18 protein-coding genes are annotated in these 17,860 nt (G+C 69.4%); 11 read left to right on the forward strand and 7 right to left on the reverse strand.

The genetic code is table 11. The features are described 5' to 3' along the window. Positions 1–72: 72 nt before the first annotated feature. Both RIV12_RS03465 and RIV12_RS03470 read left to right on the forward strand, forming a co-directional pair. Positions 73–879: a YflT domain-containing protein gene (locus RIV12_RS03465; RefSeq protein WP_309322122.1), complete on the forward strand. Its 807-nt coding sequence runs from the start codon at positions 73–75 to the stop codon at positions 877–879. 29 nt (positions 880–908) lie between these two features. Beyond that, positions 909–1,757, forward strand: coding sequence for a sugar phosphate isomerase/epimerase family protein (locus tag RIV12_RS03470; protein ID WP_009395917.1), 849 nt, complete (start codon positions 909–911; stop codon positions 1,755–1,757). Positions 1,758–1,765: 8 nt separating this feature from the next. Here the strand turns inward: RIV12_RS03470 and RIV12_RS03475 are convergent, their stop codons facing one another. From RIV12_RS03475 to RIV12_RS03490, 4 genes are all read right to left on the reverse strand, one after another. Then, entirely contained in the window at positions 1,766–2,728 is a 963-nt protein-coding gene (locus RIV12_RS03475; protein WP_309322124.1) for a cation diffusion facilitator family transporter, read from the reverse strand. Next, a complete protein-coding gene (locus RIV12_RS03480; RefSeq protein ID WP_309322125.1) occupies positions 2,725–3,096 on the reverse strand; it encodes an ArsR/SmtB family transcription factor in 372 nt (123 codons plus the stop codon). Before RIV12_RS03480 ends, RIV12_RS03475 begins: the two co-directional genes overlap by 4 nt. A 57-nt stretch (positions 3,097–3,153) precedes the next feature. After that, a complete protein-coding gene (locus tag RIV12_RS03485) occupies positions 3,154–4,776 on the reverse strand; it encodes an aminopeptidase P family protein (RefSeq protein WP_309322126.1) in 1,623 nt (540 codons plus the stop codon). Positions 4,777–4,846: 70 nt separating this feature from the next. After that, on the reverse strand, positions 4,847–5,947 hold the full coding sequence (locus RIV12_RS03490) for a Gfo/Idh/MocA family protein (protein WP_075418042.1): 1,101 nt from the start codon (positions 5,945–5,947) through the stop codon (positions 4,847–4,849). Positions 5,948–5,983: 36 nt separating this feature from the next. On the opposite strand from RIV12_RS03490, the gene RIV12_RS03495 reads away from it, so the two are divergent. Both RIV12_RS03495 and RIV12_RS03500 read left to right on the forward strand, forming a co-directional pair. Beyond that, positions 5,984–6,829, forward strand: a complete 846-nt coding sequence (locus RIV12_RS03495) for a PHP domain-containing protein (protein ID WP_309322127.1) — start codon at positions 5,984–5,986, stop codon at positions 6,827–6,829. 56 nt (positions 6,830–6,885) lie between these two features. After that, positions 6,886–7,515, forward strand: coding sequence for a MarC family protein (locus RIV12_RS03500; RefSeq protein WP_309322129.1), 630 nt, complete (start codon positions 6,886–6,888; stop codon positions 7,513–7,515). Between the two features lie 52 nt (positions 7,516–7,567). Here the strand turns inward: RIV12_RS03500 and RIV12_RS03505 are convergent, their stop codons facing one another. After that, positions 7,568–9,229: a DEAD/DEAH box helicase gene (locus RIV12_RS03505; RefSeq protein WP_309322130.1), complete on the reverse strand. Its 1,662-nt coding sequence runs from the start codon at positions 9,227–9,229 to the stop codon at positions 7,568–7,570. A gap of 263 nt (positions 9,230–9,492) precedes the next feature. Here RIV12_RS03505 and RIV12_RS03510 point away from each other — a divergent pair, with 263 nt between their 5' ends. The 3 genes from RIV12_RS03510 (at position 9,493) to RIV12_RS03520 (ending at position 12,243) form a co-directional block, all read left to right on the forward strand. Continuing rightward, a complete protein-coding gene (locus RIV12_RS03510) occupies positions 9,493–10,170 on the forward strand; it encodes a ferritin-like fold-containing protein (protein WP_309322132.1) in 678 nt (225 codons plus the stop codon). A gap of 163 nt (positions 10,171–10,333) precedes the next feature. Next, positions 10,334–10,996, forward strand: a complete 663-nt coding sequence (locus RIV12_RS03515; protein ID WP_309322133.1) for a peptidase — start codon at positions 10,334–10,336, stop codon at positions 10,994–10,996. A gap of 38 nt (positions 10,997–11,034) precedes the next feature. Next, the gene (locus RIV12_RS03520; RefSeq protein ID WP_309322135.1) at positions 11,035–12,243 is read left to right on the forward strand and encodes an RCC1 domain-containing protein; all 1,209 of its coding nucleotides are present in this window, start codon (positions 11,035–11,037) and stop codon (positions 12,241–12,243) included. Positions 12,244–12,315: 72 nt separating this feature from the next. On the opposite strand, the gene RIV12_RS03525 is transcribed toward RIV12_RS03520, so the two are convergent. Next, the gene (locus tag RIV12_RS03525) at positions 12,316–12,504 is read right to left on the reverse strand and encodes a CsbD family protein (RefSeq protein ID WP_309322137.1); all 189 of its coding nucleotides are present in this window, start codon (positions 12,502–12,504) and stop codon (positions 12,316–12,318) included. Between the two features lie 254 nt (positions 12,505–12,758). Between RIV12_RS03525 and RIV12_RS03530 the strand changes: the two genes are divergently transcribed. Next, positions 12,759–14,204, forward strand: coding sequence for a purine-cytosine permease family protein (locus tag RIV12_RS03530; RefSeq protein WP_309322139.1), 1,446 nt, complete (start codon positions 12,759–12,761; stop codon positions 14,202–14,204). Positions 14,205–14,290: 86 nt separating this feature from the next. Beyond that, positions 14,291–15,073, forward strand: a complete 783-nt coding sequence (locus RIV12_RS03535) for a purine-nucleoside phosphorylase (RefSeq protein ID WP_420912300.1) — start codon at positions 14,291–14,293, stop codon at positions 15,071–15,073. Between the two features lie 39 nt (positions 15,074–15,112). Here RIV12_RS03535 and RIV12_RS03540 read toward each other — a convergent pair whose 3' ends face one another. Then, positions 15,113–15,493, reverse strand: coding sequence for a nuclear transport factor 2 family protein (locus RIV12_RS03540; RefSeq protein ID WP_309322140.1), 381 nt, complete (start codon positions 15,491–15,493; stop codon positions 15,113–15,115). An 84-nt stretch (positions 15,494–15,577) separates the two neighbouring features. Between RIV12_RS03540 and RIV12_RS03545 the strand changes: the two genes are divergently transcribed. Together RIV12_RS03545 and fumC are read left to right on the forward strand one after the other, a co-directional pair. Beyond that, entirely contained in the window at positions 15,578–16,171 is a 594-nt protein-coding gene (locus RIV12_RS03545; RefSeq protein WP_309322142.1) for a TetR/AcrR family transcriptional regulator, read from the forward strand. 95 nt (positions 16,172–16,266) lie between these two features. Next, positions 16,267–17,703 carry a class II fumarate hydratase gene (gene fumC / locus RIV12_RS03550; protein WP_309322144.1) on the forward strand — a complete coding sequence of 479 codons (1,437 nt, stop codon included), beginning with the start codon at positions 16,267–16,269 and terminating at the stop codon, positions 17,701–17,703. Positions 17,704–17,860: the final 157 nt, after the last annotated feature.

Raw genomic sequence — 17,860 nt, forward strand, 5'->3', positions numbered from 1 at the left:
CCTATGCGCCTGAGGCGTGATTGCCTGCCGATGGGTCCGTACCGCGTGCCCGCGCGTGCGACGATAGCCCCCATGAACGCCAATCCGAGCCCGTTGTCCTCCCTGACCTCGTCCAGTGGTGGTGTCATGCCCCAGGGGGAGGAGGTGGCCTCCTTCGCGACCTACCCCGAGGCGCAGAGGGCGGTCGACGCTCTGTCGGACCAGGGCTTCCCGGTTCAGCACCTGGCGATCATCGGCACCGACCTGCGTCAGGTCGAGCGCATCACCGGGCGTATGAGCTGGGGGCGCGCAGCGATGTCAGGAGCCATGAACGGCCTGTGGATCGGCATGTTCTTCGGCATCATCATGTCGGTGGCCGGCAGCAGCGGGCCCAGACTCAGCTTCTGGGCCTGTGTCCTGCTGGGGGTGCTGTGGGGCATCGTCTTCCAGCTCTTCAGCTACGCACTGACCCGAGGGCGGCGCGACTTCACCTCCATCAGCCAGGTCGTGGCCTCGCGCTACTCGATCATCGCCGCACGTGAGATCCACGAGGCAAGTCAGGCCCTGACTGATGTCCCGGGCAACCTCTCACGCGGGGGAGAGGCACTGCGGCGCTCGCAGGCGCGTCGTCGGGCTCGGGAGGAGGCCTCCGGTCCCACCGCCTTCGGCTCGCGTCCTGACGAGCAGCCCCGCTTCGGGGTGCGGCTGCCGCAGCCCGGCAGCAGCATCCCCGACCGGACCCCCACCACCTCGGCCGGCGCCTCCTCCGACGCCCCGACCGTCTCCGATGACTACGACCCGTTCCTGCGTTCCCCACGGCCGGTGGACCGGAAGGATCAGGGCGCGTCGGCGTCGTCGCAGGAGACCCGCGATGAGGCCGACTCCGGTGACGAGAACTGACCAGTGCTGAGGGACGAGGGAGTTCAGCGATGAGCATTCCGGTGGGGCTGTCGACCGCCTGCGTGGTTCCCGGCAGTGTTCCCGACACCTTCGCCATCGCCCAGGAGCTGGGCTACGACGGCGTCGAGATCATGGTCTGGAGCGAGAAGGCATCCCAGGACGCCATCCGGCTGGCGGCCCTGGTGGAGAAATTCGACCAGCCGGTGCTGGCGGTCCACGCTCCCACGCTGCTGGTGACCCGCGGCGTCTTCGGCGTGGATCCGTGGGACAAGGTGGACCGCTCCATCGAGCTGGCGCACTACCTCGAGGCCCCCACGGTGGTGCTGCACCCGCCCTTCTTCTGGCAGACCCGTTACGCGCGCTCCTTCATCGCCGGGGTCGCGCAGCGCGAGGCGACCACGGGCATCCACCTGGCGGTGGAGAACATGTTCACCTGGCGGCCCCGCCACGCCCACTCCACGCGTGACTTCCAGGCGTACTCACCTACCTGGGACCCGGTGGGGCAGGGGTACAAGTCGGTGACGCTGGACATCTCCCACGCCGCCACCTCCGGCTCCGACGCCCTGGCCATGGCCCGTTCGCTGGGGCCCACGCTGCGTCACCTGCACCTGACCGACGGCGTGCCCGGGCCCCTGGACGACCACCTGCTGCCCGGGCAGGGCAACCAGGACTGCGCCGGGGTCCTCAAGCACCTGGTGGCCACCGGCTTCGAGGCCGGTGGGGGACAGGTCGTCGTTGAGGTGACCACCCGGTCCATGACGGCCGCCCAGCGCCTCGAGGGGCTCGCCAGCGCCCTGGCCTTCGCCCGGGAGCACCTGGAGGGCGGGGAGCCGGCTCACATCCCTGAGCCGACCCGGAAGCGCTACCGCCGTACCTGAGCCCCGGTCTAGCAGTAGGCGGCCTCGTGCTCGAGGTGCGAGACGGGCTCGAGCTGGAGGGTCGCGTGCTGGATCTTGACCGGGAAGTGCTCGGCCACGCAGCCCTGGAGCCGGTCGAGGATCTCCTCGGTATGACCGTCACGCAGGCACTCGTCGCGGACGACGACGTGCGCGGTCAGCACCGGCATGCCCGAGGCGACGGTCCATGCGTGCAGGTCGTGGACCTCCTCGACATGGTCGATGCCGAGCATGTGCGAGCGCACCTGCGCCAGATCCAGCTCCCTGGGGGTGAAGTCCATGAGGACCCCCAGGGCCGAGCGCAGCAGCGTCACCGCCCGGGGCAGGATGAGGACGGCGATGAGGAGGGAGGCCACGGCGTCGGCCCGGGTCCAGCCGGTGCGGGCCACGACGGCGGCGGCGATGATGACGCCCACCGATCCCAGGGCGTCGTTGAGGACCTCCAGGAGGGCGGCCCTCATGTTGAGGTTCTCGCTCTGTCCGTCATGCCCCCGGCCGCCGGAGAGGACCAGCAGCGCGATGACGTTGGCGGCCAGGCCGATGACGCCCATGACGAGCATGCCGGAGGCCTCGACCTGCGGGGCAACCAGCAGGTTGTGGACCGCCTTGAAGGCCACGAAGACGCCGACGACGGCGAGCATGCCCGCCTGGAGCGCGGCCCCGATGACCTCTGCGCGGCGCATGCCCCAGGTCGAGCGGTCCGTGGCCGGACGCGTGGACAGGTGGGCGGCTGTCAGGGCCATTGCCAGACCGGCGACGTCGGTGAGCATGTGCCCGGCATCGGCCAGCAGCGCCAGTGAGCCGGTGAGAAGAGCGGTGACGATCTCGGCCACCAGAACCGTGGACGACAGGCACAGGGCGACCAGGAGCCGTCCGCGCGAGGCCCCGGCGCCGTGGTTGTGCGAGTGCCCGTGGGAATGGTCGCGGTGCTCGTGGCCGTCCGAGGTGCTCACAGGGACTCCTTGCTCCGGCTCGTAGCGTCCGCGGAGATGGTGGCGGCCAGGGACTCGGCCGCGGAGAGGACCTGCTCAATGGCCTCGGGGTTCTCGATCCGGCTGACATTGGCCCGCCCGTGGGAGTGGCTGGAGATGAGGCCGGCGCTGCGCAGGATCGCCAGGTGCTGGGAGACGGTCGACTGGGCCAGGCCCAGGTGCTCGGTCAGCTCCACCACCCGGTGCTCGCCTCCGTGGAGGTGACGCAGGATCGCCAGACGTGTGGCGTCCCCCAGGACGTCGAGCAGGGAGGCCACAGTCGAGGCCTCGCGCACGGCGCCGTGGTCCTGGGAGCGGTCCTCGGGGAGCAGTCCATGTTTCATCGTCATGCGGCGATGCTATTCGCGGATAACGATGAGAGGCAAGGGAGGTGACCGAGCAGTCAGTCAGGCGATGAGCCCGCTCACCCAGGCCTCGACCTCCTCCACGGTGCGGGGCACGTCCTGAGTGAGGCGCTCCACGCTGCCGTCCTCGCGCACGACGACGTCGTCCTCGATGCGCACGCCGGTGCCGCGCATCTCGGCGGGCACCAGCAGGTCGTCCTCACGGAAGTACAGTCCCGGCTCGATGGTGAAGCACATGCCGGGCCTGAGCTCGGCCTCCATGTACATCTCGCGGCGCGCCTGGGCGCAGTCATGGACGTCCAGACCCAGGTGGTGGCTGGTGCCGTGAACCATCCAGCGCCGGTGGTACTGGCCCTCGGGGGCCAGGGAGTCGGCGGCGCTCACGCCCTCGGGCAGCATCCCCCACTCCTCCAGGCGGGCGGCGATCACCTCCATGGCGGCGGCGTGGACGTCCTTGAAGCGGCAGCCCGGCGTGCCCGCACGGGCGAAGGCGGCGTCGGCGGCGTCGAGAACCGCCTGGTAGATCCGGCGCTGAGCCTCGGTGAAGCGGCCATCGACCGGGATCGTGCGGGTGACGTCGGCGGTGTAGAGCGAGTCGACCTCGACACCGGCGTCGACCAGGACCAGCTGGCCGGGCTCGACGGCGCCGTCGTTGTTGATCCAGTGCAGGGTGTTGGCGTGGTTGCCGGCCGCGGCGATCGTGTCGTAGCCCAGGCCGTTGCCCTCCTCGCGGGCCTTGGCGCCGAAGGCCCCCTCCAGGACCCGCTCACCGCGCCAGTGGCCGCGGGCGCGGGGGATGGAGCGGATGAGGTCGTCGAAGCCGGCCTTGGTGGCGGCGACGGCGGCACGCAGCTGGTCGATCTCCCAGGGGTCCTTGACCAGGCGGAGCTCGCTGGCGGCCTCGGCCAGGCCGGCGTCGACCTCCGCTGCGGCCTCGCCGGTCTCCAGCCCGACCTGCTGGCGGGTGGTGGCCACCAGGGCGGTGACGGACTCATCGGCCTCGGCGACGACACGCAGCCGCACTGCGCCGGGACCGGCGTCCTTGGCCAGCGCATCGGGCAGGGAGTCGATGTGGGCGCAGCGCATGCCGGTGGACGACTCGACCTCCTCCAGGGAGGGGCGCACGCCCACCCACAGCTCGCCATAGCGGGGGTCGCCGTAGAACTCCTGGCTGGAGCGCGAGGCGCGGGGCCGGAAGTAGAGGACCGCCTCATGCGTCGGGGCGGCACCATCCGCGTCATCGGCGTTGTCCGAGCAGCCCGCGTCCTGGCCCTGAGAGGTGAGCGGGTCCAGGACGAGCACGGCGTCAGGCTCGAAGTCCGTGCCGGTTCCGGCCAGGTGGGCGAAGGCGCTGTGGGGCCTGAACCGGTAGTCGCAGTCGTTGTTGCGCACCTTGAGAGCACCCGCGGGCAGCACCAGACGCTCGCCGGGGAAGAGCCTTCCGAGGGCCTCACGCCGGGCCGCCGCCCACGGTGCCGCCTCGCTGCGGGCGGGCAGCCCCTCAGGCCGGGGGCCCCAGCCCGAGCCGATGAAGTCCCTGAAGGCCTGGTTGTCGGGCTGGCGGGAGCGGTTGGAGCCTCGCGCCGCCAAGGACTGGGGGGCCTCCTGCGAGGAGGCGGGGGCCTCGTCGGACGGGTGGGTGTCTGCGGGAGAAGTCGATGCCATAGGGGCATCATCCCACTGTTGAGCCCCTGTCGGTGCTGAGCGGCGGGGGAGTCAGGATCCCTGAGGCGGTTCAGCCCTGCTCATCGGCCGGGAAACGAACCCCCACCTGGCGGCGAGCCTCCTGCAGAACCCCGACCGCCGCCACCGAGCGGCTCAGCGGGTGCAGATCGGACTCGCGCGCGCCGGCGCGCACCAGGCGGCAAACCTCGGCCAGCTCGTAGGCGAGCTGGTGGCCGGGCCGCGCAGCGCCACGTTCGACCGACAGGTCCTCGTCCGCGCCCCTCACCGCCGCCGGGCCGCGCAGCTCGATGCGCCGGGGCCACTGGCAGTCGTCGATGCTCAGCACATCGTGGTCCCCGGCGAAGCTCGAATCCGTCCCCGGGGAGGTCTTGGAGTGCAGACAGACGACCTCCAGCCCGGCGTGCTCACCGGAGTCGTAGGACAGGACCACCGTGCCCCGTGCGTCGACACGGCAGTCCAGCAGCGCTCCCGTGGCCGTCACCCGGTCCGGCTCACCGAAGAGGTGGATGGCCAGGCTGACCGGGTAGATGCCCAGGTCCATGAGGGAGCCGCCGCCCAGTGCCGGGTCGAAGGCCGGCGGCAGGCCGCCGGAGCGGTAGGCCTCCATCCGCGAGGAGAACTGCTCCTTGGACAGCACCACCCGGTGCAGCCGCCCCAGCCGCGGCAGCTGGTCGCGCAGCCGAGCCACCCCGGGCTCGAAGGCGGAGAGCCACCCCTCCATGAGGAAACGGTCGGCGGCCCGCGCCGCCTCCACCATTGCGTGGGCCTGGGTGGACGTCAGCGCGAAGGGCTTCTCCACCAGAACGTGGAAACCGGCTTCCAGCGCCGCGATCGTATGCTCCGCGTGCAGAGAGTTGGGCGAGCCCACGTAGACGACGTCGATCGGGGCCTTCGAGCCCGGGCCGTGGGCGGCGAGCATCTCCTCGAGCGAGGAGTGGGCATACGGGATCCCGTGCTCGGCGGCGAAGGCGACGGCGCGCTCGCGGTGGGCGGAGGTGACGGACACGATTTGGGCGGCAGGCTCGCCGGAGACGGCCTCGGCGAACCACCGGGCGATGAAGCCGGCCCCGATCATCCCGAAACGGACCGGGGCGTCGTCGGTGCGCTGCGTGGCAGGCGCGGTATCCGTCATTCGGCTCAGCTCGCTCATGTCGTCCAGTCTTCCACGCCTCCCTACACTGTCACGGTGCGCATCGATCCCCACACCCACTCGGCCTGCTCCGACGGCACCGACTCGCCCGCCGAGCTCATGGTTCAGGCGGCCAGGGCCGGCCTCGACGTCGTCGGGCTGACCGACCACGACACGATGGCCGGCTGGGACGAGGCGGCCCGGGCCGTCCCGGACACCGGCGTCGCCCTGCTGCGCGGCACCGAGATCTCCTGCGCCGCGAACGGGGTCACCCTCCACCTGCTGTCCTACCTGCACCGGGCCGACGACGCTGGACTGGAGGCCGCCTTCGCCCACGCCCGCCGTTCGCGTGACAGCCGGGCGCAGCAGATGGTCGAGCGCCTCAGCCAGGACTACCCGGTCACTTGGGAGGACGTCCTTTCCCAGTCGGCCGACTCCCACACGATCGGCCGGCCCCACATCGCCGACGCCCTGGTGGCGGCCGGCTCCTTCCCTGATCGCAACGCCGCCTTCGCCGGGCCGCTGGCCACCGGCTCGCCCTACTACGTCCACCACTGGGCGCTGGACCCGGTGGAGGCCTGCCGCCTGGTGCGCGCTGCCGGCGGAGTCCCGGTGGCGGCCCACCCGCGCGCCTCCTCACGCCAGCGCCGCCTCGTGCCCGATGAGACCTTCGCCGAGATGGCCGAGGCCGGCCTGGCGGCTCTGGAGATGAACCATCGCGACCACGGCCCCGAGCAGCGCGAGCAGGTTCGCCTCCTGGCCCAGCGCCTGGGGCTGGGACTGTCGGGGGCCTCGGACTACCACGGCACCGGTAAACCCAACCGCCTGGGGGAGAACCTCATGCCGCCCGACCTGATGGAGCGGATCCTCGAGGAGGGCGCTCTCGACCTCATCCGACCCTGACGCACGACCGACCACGGCACCAGACGTCCACCGAGTGCCGGTGATAGAAAAACACCATGCTGCAGTCCGTCTTCGACTCCACGGTCTTCGCCACGACCTTCACGACGCTTCTGGTCATTCAGGACCCGCTGGGCGCCATCCCGATCTTCCTGTCCCTGACCTCTCGGCAGACCCCCGCCGAGCGCGCCGCCTCCGCACGCCAGGCCACGGTCGTCTCCTTCGCCGTCATCGTGCTCTTCGCGGTCTTCGGTCGCTACATCCTGAAGTTCCTGGGCATCTCGGTCCCATCCCTCCAAGTGGCGGGCGGACTGCTGCTGCTCCTGGTGGCCCTGGAGCTTCTGACCGACAAAGTCGACGAGAGCCCCGACCCCGACGCCGTCACCGCCAACGCCGCCCTCGTGCCCCTGGGTACACCCCTGCTGGCCGGCCCCGGTGCCATCGTTGCGGCGATGGTCGCCGTGGACACCACGGGAGGTGGAGTGGCCGGATGGGTCTCCGTGACGGTCGCGATCATCGGCACGCACATCGCCATCTGGGCCTCGCTGCGCTTCTCCCTGGGGCTCAACCGGGTGCTGGGCACCTCCGGCATCCGGATCCTCACCCGGGTCATGGGACTGCTCCTGGCGGCCATCGCCGTCCAGATCATGGCCGACGGCGTCTTCGCCTTCCTGGAGACCCGTCTCTGACCCGGGCTCGCCCTGAGCTGCTGCCGGTCGGCGGTCTGAGACCTAGGTGAGCCTACTCGCCGGTCGAGCCGTCAACAGGGCGACCGCCGCGAGTGCGCTTACGGGTGCGCTTGCGCCGTGGCTTCGCCTCACCGTCGGCAGAGCGCCGGGAGCGCTCACCGCGCTTGGCGTCCCGACCGCCGCGGCCCCGGCCGCGCTCCGCACGCCCGCCCTGCCGGCCGGACTGCTTGCGTCCGCGCCTGCCGGTCTCACCCAGATCCTCGATCTCCTCGGCGTCCAAGCCCTCCAGGGTGCGCTTGTGGCGGGGGAGGCGGCCGGTGACCTTCTTCGGGATCGACAGGTCGGAGAACAGGTGCTCACTGGTGTGGTAGGTCTCCACCGGCTCCTCGATGGGCAGGCCTAAGGCCTTGGCGATGATCCGCCAGCGCGGCACGTCGTCCCAGTCCACGAAGGTGACCGCCGTGCCGGAGTTGCCGGCGCGGCCGGTGCGTCCGATGCGGTGGACGTAGATCTTCTCGTCCTCGGGGCACTGGTAGTTGATGACGTGGGTGACGTCGTCGACGTCGATGCCGCGGGCGGCCACGTCGGTGGCGACGAGGACGTCCACCTTGCTGTTGCGGAAGGCGCGCAGGGCCTGCTCGCGGGCTCCCTGGCCGAGGTCGCCGTGGAGGGCCGCGGTGGCGAAGCCGCGGGCGCGCAGGTCGTCGGCCACCCGGGCCGCCGTGCGCTTGGTGCGCGCGAAGATGATGGTGCGTCCGCGGCCCTCGGCCTGGAGGATCCGGGAGACGACCTCCACCTTGTTCATCGAGTGGGTGCGGTAGACGACCTGCTGGACCGTCTGGACGGTCATGCCCTCATCGCCCGGGTCCTGGGCGCGGATATGGGTGGGGCGGGTCATGTAGCGGCGCGCCAGGGCGACCACGGCGCCGGGCATGGTGGCGCTGAAGAGCATCGTGTGCCGGTCGGCGCGGGTGCGGGCCAGGATCTTCTCCACATCCGGCAGGAACCCCAGGTCCAGCATCTCGTCGGCCTCATCCAGGACGACGGTGGTGACGTGCGCCAGGTCCAGCACGCCGCGTTCCATGAGGTCGATGAGACGGCCGGGCGTCCCTACGACGACCTCGGCCCCCCGCTCGAGATCCTCGATCTGGGGCTCGTAGGCGCGCCCGCCGTAGACCTGGACGATGCGCACGGTGCGCTTCGCCGCAGCCGTGGACAACTCCTCGGCGACCTGCTTGGCCAGCTCACGGGTGGGCAGGATGACCAGGGCCTGGGGGCTCCCGGAGGCGGGGTCCTCGTCCCAGCCCTCCTCCCCGGGGCCCAGGGTGTCCATGAGCAGGGGAATGCCGAAGCCCAGGGTCTTTCCGGTTCCGGTCTTGGCCTGGCCGATGATGTCCTGCCCCTCCAGGGCCACCGGCAGGGTGAGGGCCTGGATGGGGAAGGGGTGGGTGATGCCCTTGGCGGCCAGGGCCTCGCAGATCTCCGGCTCGACACCGAAGTCGGCGAAGGTCCTGCGGCTCAGATCGGTCTGCTCGCCCTCATCGGTGATGTCGGGAGTGGCCTCGTCCAGCACGGGGGCGTGGGCGCCGGCCGTCTCGATGATCCCGGACGTGGCGGCAGTGGCACCGGCGTCGGTGCCGTCGATGGCGGTCTGGTCGTCTGTGGAGTTGTTGTCGGGCTCGACGGCGTCGGCCCCGTGGTGCTCGTTGCTCACGAGGTTCCTTGTCTTCTGATCGGGTTGATCCGTTCCGGCGCGGCTGTCGCTCGCGCGCACAGTCGGGTGCGCTGCGTGGGCGTTGGCGCCGTCGGATGTGGTAGCCGATCGCGAGTCAATCTGAGTCCATCTGACGACCGGGCAACCGTGGACGCCGTCAGCGTAGCGGGAAAACATCGCGATGGCGTGCCTGGATGAGCAGGTGCGCTATCGGCGTGTTCGATGTCACGGCTGTACTTCACACATGGCAAGACCTGGATACGATGATGGTCATGCCTCAGATGCCGACTCCTTCACCTCAGCCCAGTGCCTCCACTCCGATGCAGGTCGGTCCTCACGAGTTGTCCGTCGTCGGCGTCGTCGCGATCTCCAGGACGGCGGCCTGCACCCGTTACGCCAAGGATGCCGACCGGGCTCCGCGGATGGCGGCCCGGGTTGACCTGCTGCGCATGAGCGCCTGGGAGGTCGCCTCCTTCGACCGGGTCGTGGCCCTGGCGTCGACCCACGGCATCGACGCCCTGGGGGCGGCCGAGCGCTTCACTGACGTCCTGGGCGATTTCGACGAGCGGCTGCGGCCACTGGACTGGGCTGAACGCCTGCTCAAGACCTACATCACCTTCGGGCTGTTCATCGACTTCGGGATGGCCCTGAGCGAGTCCCTGGACGATCTCCTGCGCAGTGGACTCGTCCACGAGCTCAGCCAGGATCCGATCGGTACGTACGCCGTCGCCGAGCTGGAGGAGGTCATCGCGGCCGACCCGCAGCTGGCCGCCCGGCTGGGGCTGTGGGGCCGGCGCGTCATCGGTGAGGAGATCGGAACCTTTCAGAGGCTCCTGGGGCAGTTCCCCGAGCTTCTCGGCTCGATGGCTCAGGAGCAGCTCCACTCGGTACTCTCCCAGGGGGCCGTCTCACGTATGAGAGCGCTGGGGCTGAGGGTCTGACTCCCGTCATCCCGACGCACCGATATGTGAGGTGTCCAACAGTGGGAGTGGTGCCCGTGTCGGTGGCGTGACAGGACCGGGGCTGCGCCGGGTAAGGTGGCCGTATCCACATCCTCGTAACCCGACGTGAGAGCCATGGCTCTTAAGTCCTGAAGGAGTTCCCATGAAGCGAAGCGTATGGATGGCCGCGTCCGCGGCCGTAGCCCTGTCCGTCGTCCCGGTCGGCGCGGCTGCTGCTGAGACGGACCCCGCTCCTGCCGCCGAGCAGGCGGCGTCGCAGGCCGGTGAGGCCAAGGCTGACGCCCCGCAGCCCAATACGCCCGCCCCCGCCGTTCCCAGCCCTGAAGGCAACAAGCCCGCGCCCGCACCTGCCCCGGCGCCCGCTCCGGCGGACGACGCCGGCAAGGTCGACCCCCAGGCCCCCGGTGCCAACAATGCTGCGGCGCAGCAGCAGAACAAGCCGGAGGCGCCGGCCGAGCAGCCCCAGCAGAACCAGGGTGACCAGCAGCAGGGCGACTCCGCCGCCCCTGAGGCCGCTCCCGAGCAGCAGGCCCCTCAGGAGCAGGCGCCCGAGCAGCCCGCTGAGGGCGGCGCTCCCGCGGCCTCCGAGGAGGGTGCAGCCCCGGGCTCCGCGGACGTCTCCGGTGAGCAGGCCGCCGCTCCCCGCGACGAGCAGGCTGCGGCTCCCCGCCAGGGCGGCGCCACCAGCGCAGGTCGCTCCACCCTCGCACAGACCGGTGCGGGGACGACCGCCGCCTGGATGGTGCTGGGTACCGGTGCGACGGGCGCTGCCATGCTCATGGCGCGCCGTAGGCTGACGTACTGACGCGCATCGGTCCTTGACGTTGAGGAGAGGTCTGGCCCATGGATGACCGGATGCTCGACGGGGACAGGGTGCTGTGGTTCATCGGCGGCAGTCCTGAACGGGCTCAGGAGGCCCTCGCCGCCGGACGCGCCTGGACGCCTGAGCAGCGTGCACAGCTCGAACAGATCGCAGCCTCTGCCGGATATCCCCCTCAGCAGCCAGCCGGGTACCCGCCTGCTCAGCAGCAGGTACCCGTTCAGGAGCCCGCGCCCTCGTACGGGGCGCCTGGAAACCTCGTGGCCTTTGATGACCCATTCAGAGGCGACGACGTCGGTGGCGGCACCGTGGACTACGGAGCCGCGGATTACGGGGCGACTCAGCCCACCGCGGCAGGACCGCCCCAGCCGCAGATGGCGACGCCGACGCAGCCTCAACCACAGGGCTACAGGCTTCAGCCGCTGCCCGCGGTGACTGAGATGGAGGCGCCCCAGGGCGGCACCACCCAGTACTCCAGCAGTGCTCCACGCCGCGGGTGGGTCCTCCCGGTCGTGGCGGCTGGCGTGCTTCTTCTCGGGCTGGCCGGAGGCGCTCTGGGAGGTCACTGGCTGTGGCCCAGCAAGGAGGCGGCGACTCCGTCGTCGCCCTCCGCAGCGGCAGCCCCCGCCGCCACGAAGCCGACGTCCCTGCGTGCCGGCAGTGGTTCCTTCGTCTGTTCCTCCAGCGGCATCGGAGTCTCCTGCTGGGGCGCTGACGCACAGGCCAACACCCAGGGCGCACGTGTCTCGCCGACGGCGGTGCCCGGGCTGGAGAAGGTCAAGGTCTCAGCCCTGAGCGTGGGCAAGGGCTTCGCCGTCGCCGTGGACGATTCGGGCACGGTCTACGCCTGGGGGGCCAACGAGGTCGGCCAGCTCGGCAAGAAGACCGATGAGGCGCTGGTCAATCAGGCCGTCAAGGTCGGTCAGCTGCCGGCCGTCCCCACCGAGCTCGTCTCAGGTTACGAGCACACCTGCGCACTGACCGGGGGAGCAGTCTGGTGCTTCGGCTCCAACCGCTACGGACAGGTCAACGGCACTGTCTCCGACACCCCGTCAGGGCTGGTGCAGGTGGACAAGATCGATGGGGCCACCCAGATCGGCACCTCCGGCTATGACACCTGGGCCACTGTCGACAAGGGAACCTGGACCTGGGGGAACAACTCCTGGGGTCAGGCCGACCCCTCGCAGAGCGTGGTCAACGTGGCGCCGACGCTCATTCCTGCGGAAAGCTGACGCCGGTATCGGCAACAGAACAGCGCCCAGCCTCCTTCGGGAGGCTGGGCGCTCGGCGTATTGCGCGACGCTCTACTTGTCGCCCTTGAGGCGGTTGACCGCGCCCTGGATGGCGTCCTTGGCGTCCTCGGCGACCTCCTTGACCTTGCCCTCGGCCTGCTGGAGCTTGCCCTCGGTCTCGGTCTCCTTGTTACCGGTGACCTTGCCCGCGGCCTCCTTCGCCTTGCCGGCGATCCTGTCGAAGGTTCCGTTGTCGCTCATGAGAGCTCCTTTCCATGATGAGTCTCCGCGAGGCGGAGACGTAGAGGACAGATCGACTATACATGTGTGCATCTGAGACAGCGCTCAGTATCTAGTGGGAGTTTCTATGGAGATCACCTGAAATGTGTGGCACACCCTATTCTCGGGGTGGGGTGCTCGTCTCTTTGGCGTCGTCCGCCACACCTGAAAACGCATAGACTTCATACACCTCTCGTTCGAGAGCCTCCCGATAACGACACTGAGGTCGATCACCCATGAGCAGCGCTGCTGACGCATCCACCGCTACCCGCGTCGAGAACGCCGGTCTTGACGTCATTTCCGAGTCCGATCGCAAGGGGCGGCCGAGTGATCTCTTCATGCCCTGGTTCGCGGCCAACATCTCCGTCCTGGGACTGTCCTGGGGCGCCTGGGTCCTCGGATTTGGACTGTCCTTCTGGCAGGCGGTCGTCGCGGGCAGCGTCGGCGTCATCATCTCCTTCCTCCTGTGCGGTGTCGTGGCCGTCCTGGGCAAGCGAGGCAGCGCCCCCACCCTGGCCCTGTCCCGAGCGGCCTTCGGCTACAACGGCAATCGCCTGTCCGCGGCGCTGTCCTGGATCCTCACAGTCGGCTGGGAGACCGTCCTGTGCGTCTCGGCCACCCTGGCCTCGGCAACGGTGTTCCAGGCCCTGGGCTGGCACAACCAGGTCGGGGCCCAGATCCTCGGCTTCCTGCTCACCGTTGGCCTGGCCGCCAGCGCCGGCATCCTTGGCTTCGAGGCGATCATGAGGGTCCAGACCTGGATCACCTGGGCCACCGCGATCCTCACGATCATCTACCTCGTCCTCGTCGCTCCCCAGATCAGCTTCCGCACACTCCTGGCGCTGCCTTCCGGAGATCCTGCGGCCTTCGTCGGAGCCCTGGTCATGGTGGCCACCGGCTTCGGCCTCGGCTGGGTGAACGCCGCCGCCGACTACTCCCGCTACCTTCCCCGCAAGGCCTCGACGGCCGGCGTCATCGGCTGGACCACGCTGGGATCGGCCCTGCCCTGCGTGGTGCTCGTCTTCTTCGGCATCCTCCTGGTGGGGTCCGACGCCGAGCTCGGACAGGCCATCAACGCCGACCCCATCGGTGCTCTGACCACGATCCTGCCCACATGGTTCCTCGTCCCCTTCGCGGTCGTCGCCATCCTCGGGCTGGCCGGAGGCATCATCATGGACCTGTACTCCTCAGGTCTGTCCCTGTTGGCCACTGGTCTGCCGGTGCGCCGGCATGTGGCCACCTCGATCGACGCCGCCATCATGACTGCGGGCACCATTGCCGTCATCTTCGGTGCCGATGACTTCCTCGGTCCCTTCCAGGGGTTCCTCACCACCCTGGGAGTCGTCATCGCCGCCTGGGCCGGCGTCATGGTCGCCGAGGTCATCATGCGTCGCCGCGACTACGACGAGGAGGCCCTCTTCACGCCTGACGGCGTCTACGGCTCAGTCAACTGGGAGGCCATCGCCCTGGTGGCGGCCGGCTCCGTCGTCGGCTGGGGGCTGGTGGTCAACTCGGCCGCCTCCTGGTTGTCCTGGCAGGGCTATCTGCTCGGGCCTCTAGGAGGCCGCGAGGGGGCCTGGGCCGGAGCCAACCTCGGCGTGCTGGTCGCCCTGCTCATCGGCGTGCTCGGGCACCTCGCCCTTGGTCGAGGCCGAGTGGCCCGCCAGGAGGCCCGTTCGTGAATGACCGTACGTCCATCTTCACCCTCGAGTCTGAGCGTCTGGAGGCCCTGAGCGCCTCCGCCGGAGCGGAAGGCCCCGGTTCGGCCATGGAAGGCGCCCATCAGATCGCCCGACGTACCGGCGTGCCTTGCCACGACCTCCTGGTGGTCCTGGGATCCGGTGCAGCTGACGCCGTGGCCGCTTGGGGTGAGCCGGCCGCGAGCCTGCGCCTGTCCGATCTGCCCGGTGTCCTCGTCCCGGTTGCGCCGGGACATGAGGATCGCCTCGACTCCTATGTCGTCAGTCGTGGCCAGAAGGTGGGCGGGGGAGGGTGGCGCGTGCTCGTGGCCCACGGACGAACCCACCTCTATGAGGGACACGGACCCGGGCCGGTGGTCGCCCTGGCCCGGATCGCGGCCGCTGCCGGCGTACGCGGGGCCGTCCTGGTCAACGCCGGCGGATGCCTGCGCAGCTGGAGGATCGGCGAGGTCATGGCGATCACCGACCACCTCAACCTCACCGGCTCCTCGCCCTTCGACGGCCCGGTCTTCACTGACGTTCGCTGCGTGTGGGACGACGAGCTCGCCGACATCCTGGGCGGTGTCTCAGAAAGGTCAGGCGTCTACGCCGCTCTACGCGGCCCGGAGTACCAGACCATGGCGGAGACACGGATGTTGGAGTCCATCGGTGCCGACTGCGTGGGCATGTCCACCGTCCTGGAGGCCATCGCCCTGCACCAGCTCGGTGTGCGAGTGGCCGGCATGAGCATCGTCTCCGACCTGTCCTTCGCGCAGGCGCCCACCGAGCCCGACGAGGTCGTCCGCCTCGCGGCCGCCGCGCACACGACGATCGCCGCCGGCATCGAGGCGGTGCTGGCGGCGATGTCCTGAGCTGTCGGCGTCGAGTCGGGTCGCTGGAGCTCCCTCGGGTCAGCTCACGCCCATGAACATGTAGGCGCGTGTCACCTTGCCGTCGATGTCGCGGAAGACGGTGTCGACTCCGCGTCCGATGACGTCGCCACTTGGGGCGGTCATCGACCAGCGCAGCAATACTGCGTCGCCGGACTCCATGCGCTGGTCATAGCTGAAGGTCAGGCCCTGGCCTGCAATGCGGTCGTTGTGGACGCGGTTGATGTGCTCGGCGATGTCGGCTGTTCCTGTGACGGTCAAGGCGGGTGAGGAGATGTGCAGCGACCCGTGCGGGGCCCACATCTGCTCGATGAGTGCAAGGCGCTTAGCGGCGTCGGGCTCAGTCCAGGTGCGCAGGTAGTTCGCGTCGAAGTCGGCGCCGGTCTGGGTGGTGTCGGTCATGACTCATTCCTCTCCTCAAGTTAAGTTGACAATGTCAGCATAGCCGGAAAGTTGACTATGTCAACATGTGGGTATGCTTGAGTCGTGAGCCCTCGTGATCCAGGTCCGACGCGTGCCGCCATCCTCGACGCCGCTGCAGCGCTGCTCGAGGACAGGGGGCCTGAGTCGGTGACGCTGCGCGCCGTTGGAGAAGCTGCGGGTGTGTCCCGCTCGGCGCCCTATCGTCACTACGCGGATAAGGCCGCGCTCATGCGTGCCCTGGCGGGACGGACACTGCGGCAGATCGCAGAGCGGATTCGTCACGGTTCGGAGCGGCATCGGGATGCGTGGCAGCGGTTGCGCGCCGGCTGCTGGGCCTATATCGACTATGCGGTCGAGTGTCCCCACCACTACCAGCTGGTCTTCGGAGACGCTCCGATTGCGGAGCCGGACTCAGGGCTGGAGGAGGCCGCTGACGACGCCATGGCCGCCGTCGGTGAGCTCGTCGCTCAGGCTCAGGATGCTGGTCTGCTGCGCCCCGGCCCCACCCGTGAGATCGCCACCGTCGTCTGGGTCCTGCTTCATGGACTCTCTGCCCTGCAGATCACGGGTCATCTCCATGAGCCCCGAACCATTGACGGCAACGAGCGTCTTGCGGACCTACTGGACCTTGCCCTGGAGCAGCTGCGACCCGTGTGACGCGCCTTCGGCGGTGTTGGCCGGTAGCGATCTGAGACGTCTCTGGGACGCCCGTCCTCGCACGGCGGGGATCATGAGCGCCTAACCTTGCACCTATGACAACTGATGCAAAGACGCCCAACCAGGCTGTCACGACCCGCACCGAATCCGACTCCATGGGCACCATCGAGGTGGACGCCAACCGCTACTGGGGGGCCCAGACCGAGCGGAGCCTGCACAACTTCGACATCGGCCGTGAGACCTTCGTGTGGGGCCGCCCCATGATCAAGGCCCTGGGAATCCTCAAGAAGTCCGCCGCCCTGGCCAACGCCGAGCTCGGCGAGCTGCCCGCCGACATCGCCGAGCTCATCGCCAAGGCCGGCGATGAGGTCATCGCCGGTGACCTCGACGCCGAGTTCCCGCTCGTGGTCTTCCAGACCGGCTCGGGCACCCAGTCCAACATGAACTCCAATGAGGTCATCTCCAACCGCGCCATCGAGCTGGCCGGCGGGGAGCGAGGCTCCAAGACCCCGGTCCACCCCAACGACCACGTCAACCGCGGCCAGTCCTCCAACGACACCTTCCCCACGGCCATGCACATCGCCGTCGTCAACGAGCTCGCCGCCATGTACCCGCGTGTCCAGCAGCTGCGCGACACCCTGGACGCCAAGGCCAAGGCCTACGCCGACGTCGTCATGGTGGGACGCACCCACCTTCAGGACGCCACCCCCATCACCCTGGGGCAGGTCATCAGCGGTTGGGTCGCCCAGATCGACTTCGCCCTCGACGGCATCCGCTACGCCGACTCCCGCGCCCGAGAGCTCGCCATCGGCGGGACCGCCGTCGGCACCGGCCTCAACGCCCACCCGAGGTTCGGGGCCTTGTGCGCCAAGAAGATCTCCGAGGAGACCGGCATCGAGTTCACCCAGGCGGACAACCTCTTCGCCGCTCTGGGCGCTCACGACGCCCTGGTCCAGGTCTCGGGCGCCCTGCGGGTCCTGGCCGACGCCCTCATGAAGATCGCCAACGACGTGCGCTGGTACGCCTCCGGCCCCCGCAACGGCATCGGCGAGCTCATCATCCCGGAGAACGAGCCCGGCAGCTCGATCATGCCCGGCAAGGTCAACCCCACCCAGTGCGAGGCCATGACCATGGTGGCCACGAAGGTCTTCGGCAACGACGCCACCGTCGGCTTCGCCGGATCCCAGGGCAACTTCCAGCTCAACGTCTTCAAGCCGGTCATGGCCTGGTGCGTCCTGGAGTCCATCCAGCTCCTGGGTGACACCTGCGTCTCCTTCGACACCCACTGCGCCTACGGCATCGAGCCCAACACTGAGCGGATCGAGGCCAACCTGGAGACCAACCTCATGCAGGTCACGGCCCTCAACCGCCACATCGGCTACGACAAGGCCTCCAAGATCGCCAAGAACGCGCACCACAAGGGCCTGTCCCTGCGCGAGTCCGCCCTCGAGCTCGGCTTCGTCACCGCCGAGGAGTTCGACAAGTGGGTCGTCCCCATGGACATGACGCACCCCAGCGCCGCTGAGGACTGAGCCTCAGGGCTGTTCTTCAATCCGACGACGGCGCCGCCCTTCACACGAGGGCGGCGCCGTCGTCGTTCGGGCGAGTGGCGCCCCATGCGCTCGCCATCAGGCGGATGCCGACTCACAGAAGCGGCACAGCCACGTCCTGGGGTCGTCCTTGCCTTAA

Origin of the sequence: Actinomyces stomatis, from assembly GCF_031292835.1 — a bacterium.
Lineage (GTDB): Bacteria > Actinomycetota > Actinomycetes > Actinomycetales > Actinomycetaceae > Actinomyces > Actinomyces stomatis.

Excerpts from the sequence above, each read along its gene's own strand:
- RIV12_RS03465 (WP_309322122.1), top strand. The coding sequence starts at position 73 with ATGAACGCCAATCCGAGCCCGTTGTCCTCCCTGACCTCGTCCAGTGGT.
- RIV12_RS03470 (WP_009395917.1), top strand. The coding sequence starts at position 909 with ATGAGCATTCCGGTGGGGCTGTCGACCGCCTGCGTGGTTCCCGGCAGT.
- RIV12_RS03480 (WP_309322125.1), bottom strand. The coding sequence starts at position 3,096 with ATGACGATGAAACATGGACTGCTCCCCGAGGACCGCTCCCAGGACCAC.
- RIV12_RS03485 (WP_309322126.1), bottom strand. The coding sequence starts at position 4,776 with ATGGCATCGACTTCTCCCGCAGACACCCACCCGTCCGACGAGGCCCCC.
- RIV12_RS03490 (WP_075418042.1), bottom strand. The coding sequence starts at position 5,947 with ATGAGCGAGCTGAGCCGAATGACGGATACCGCGCCTGCCACGCAGCGC.
- RIV12_RS03500 (WP_309322129.1), top strand. The coding sequence starts at position 6,886 with ATGCTGCAGTCCGTCTTCGACTCCACGGTCTTCGCCACGACCTTCACG.
- RIV12_RS03510 (WP_309322132.1), top strand. The coding sequence starts at position 9,493 with ATGATGGTCATGCCTCAGATGCCGACTCCTTCACCTCAGCCCAGTGCC.
- RIV12_RS03515 (WP_309322133.1), top strand. The coding sequence starts at position 10,334 with ATGAAGCGAAGCGTATGGATGGCCGCGTCCGCGGCCGTAGCCCTGTCC.
- RIV12_RS03520 (WP_309322135.1), top strand. The coding sequence starts at position 11,035 with ATGGATGACCGGATGCTCGACGGGGACAGGGTGCTGTGGTTCATCGGC.
- RIV12_RS03525 (WP_309322137.1), bottom strand. The coding sequence starts at position 12,504 with ATGAGCGACAACGGAACCTTCGACAGGATCGCCGGCAAGGCGAAGGAG.
- RIV12_RS03530 (WP_309322139.1), top strand. The coding sequence starts at position 12,759 with ATGAGCAGCGCTGCTGACGCATCCACCGCTACCCGCGTCGAGAACGCC.
- RIV12_RS03535 (WP_420912300.1), top strand. The coding sequence starts at position 14,291 with ATGGAAGGCGCCCATCAGATCGCCCGACGTACCGGCGTGCCTTGCCAC.
- RIV12_RS03540 (WP_309322140.1), bottom strand. The coding sequence starts at position 15,493 with ATGACCGACACCACCCAGACCGGCGCCGACTTCGACGCGAACTACCTG.
- fumC (WP_309322144.1), top strand. The coding sequence starts at position 16,267 with ATGACAACTGATGCAAAGACGCCCAACCAGGCTGTCACGACCCGCACC.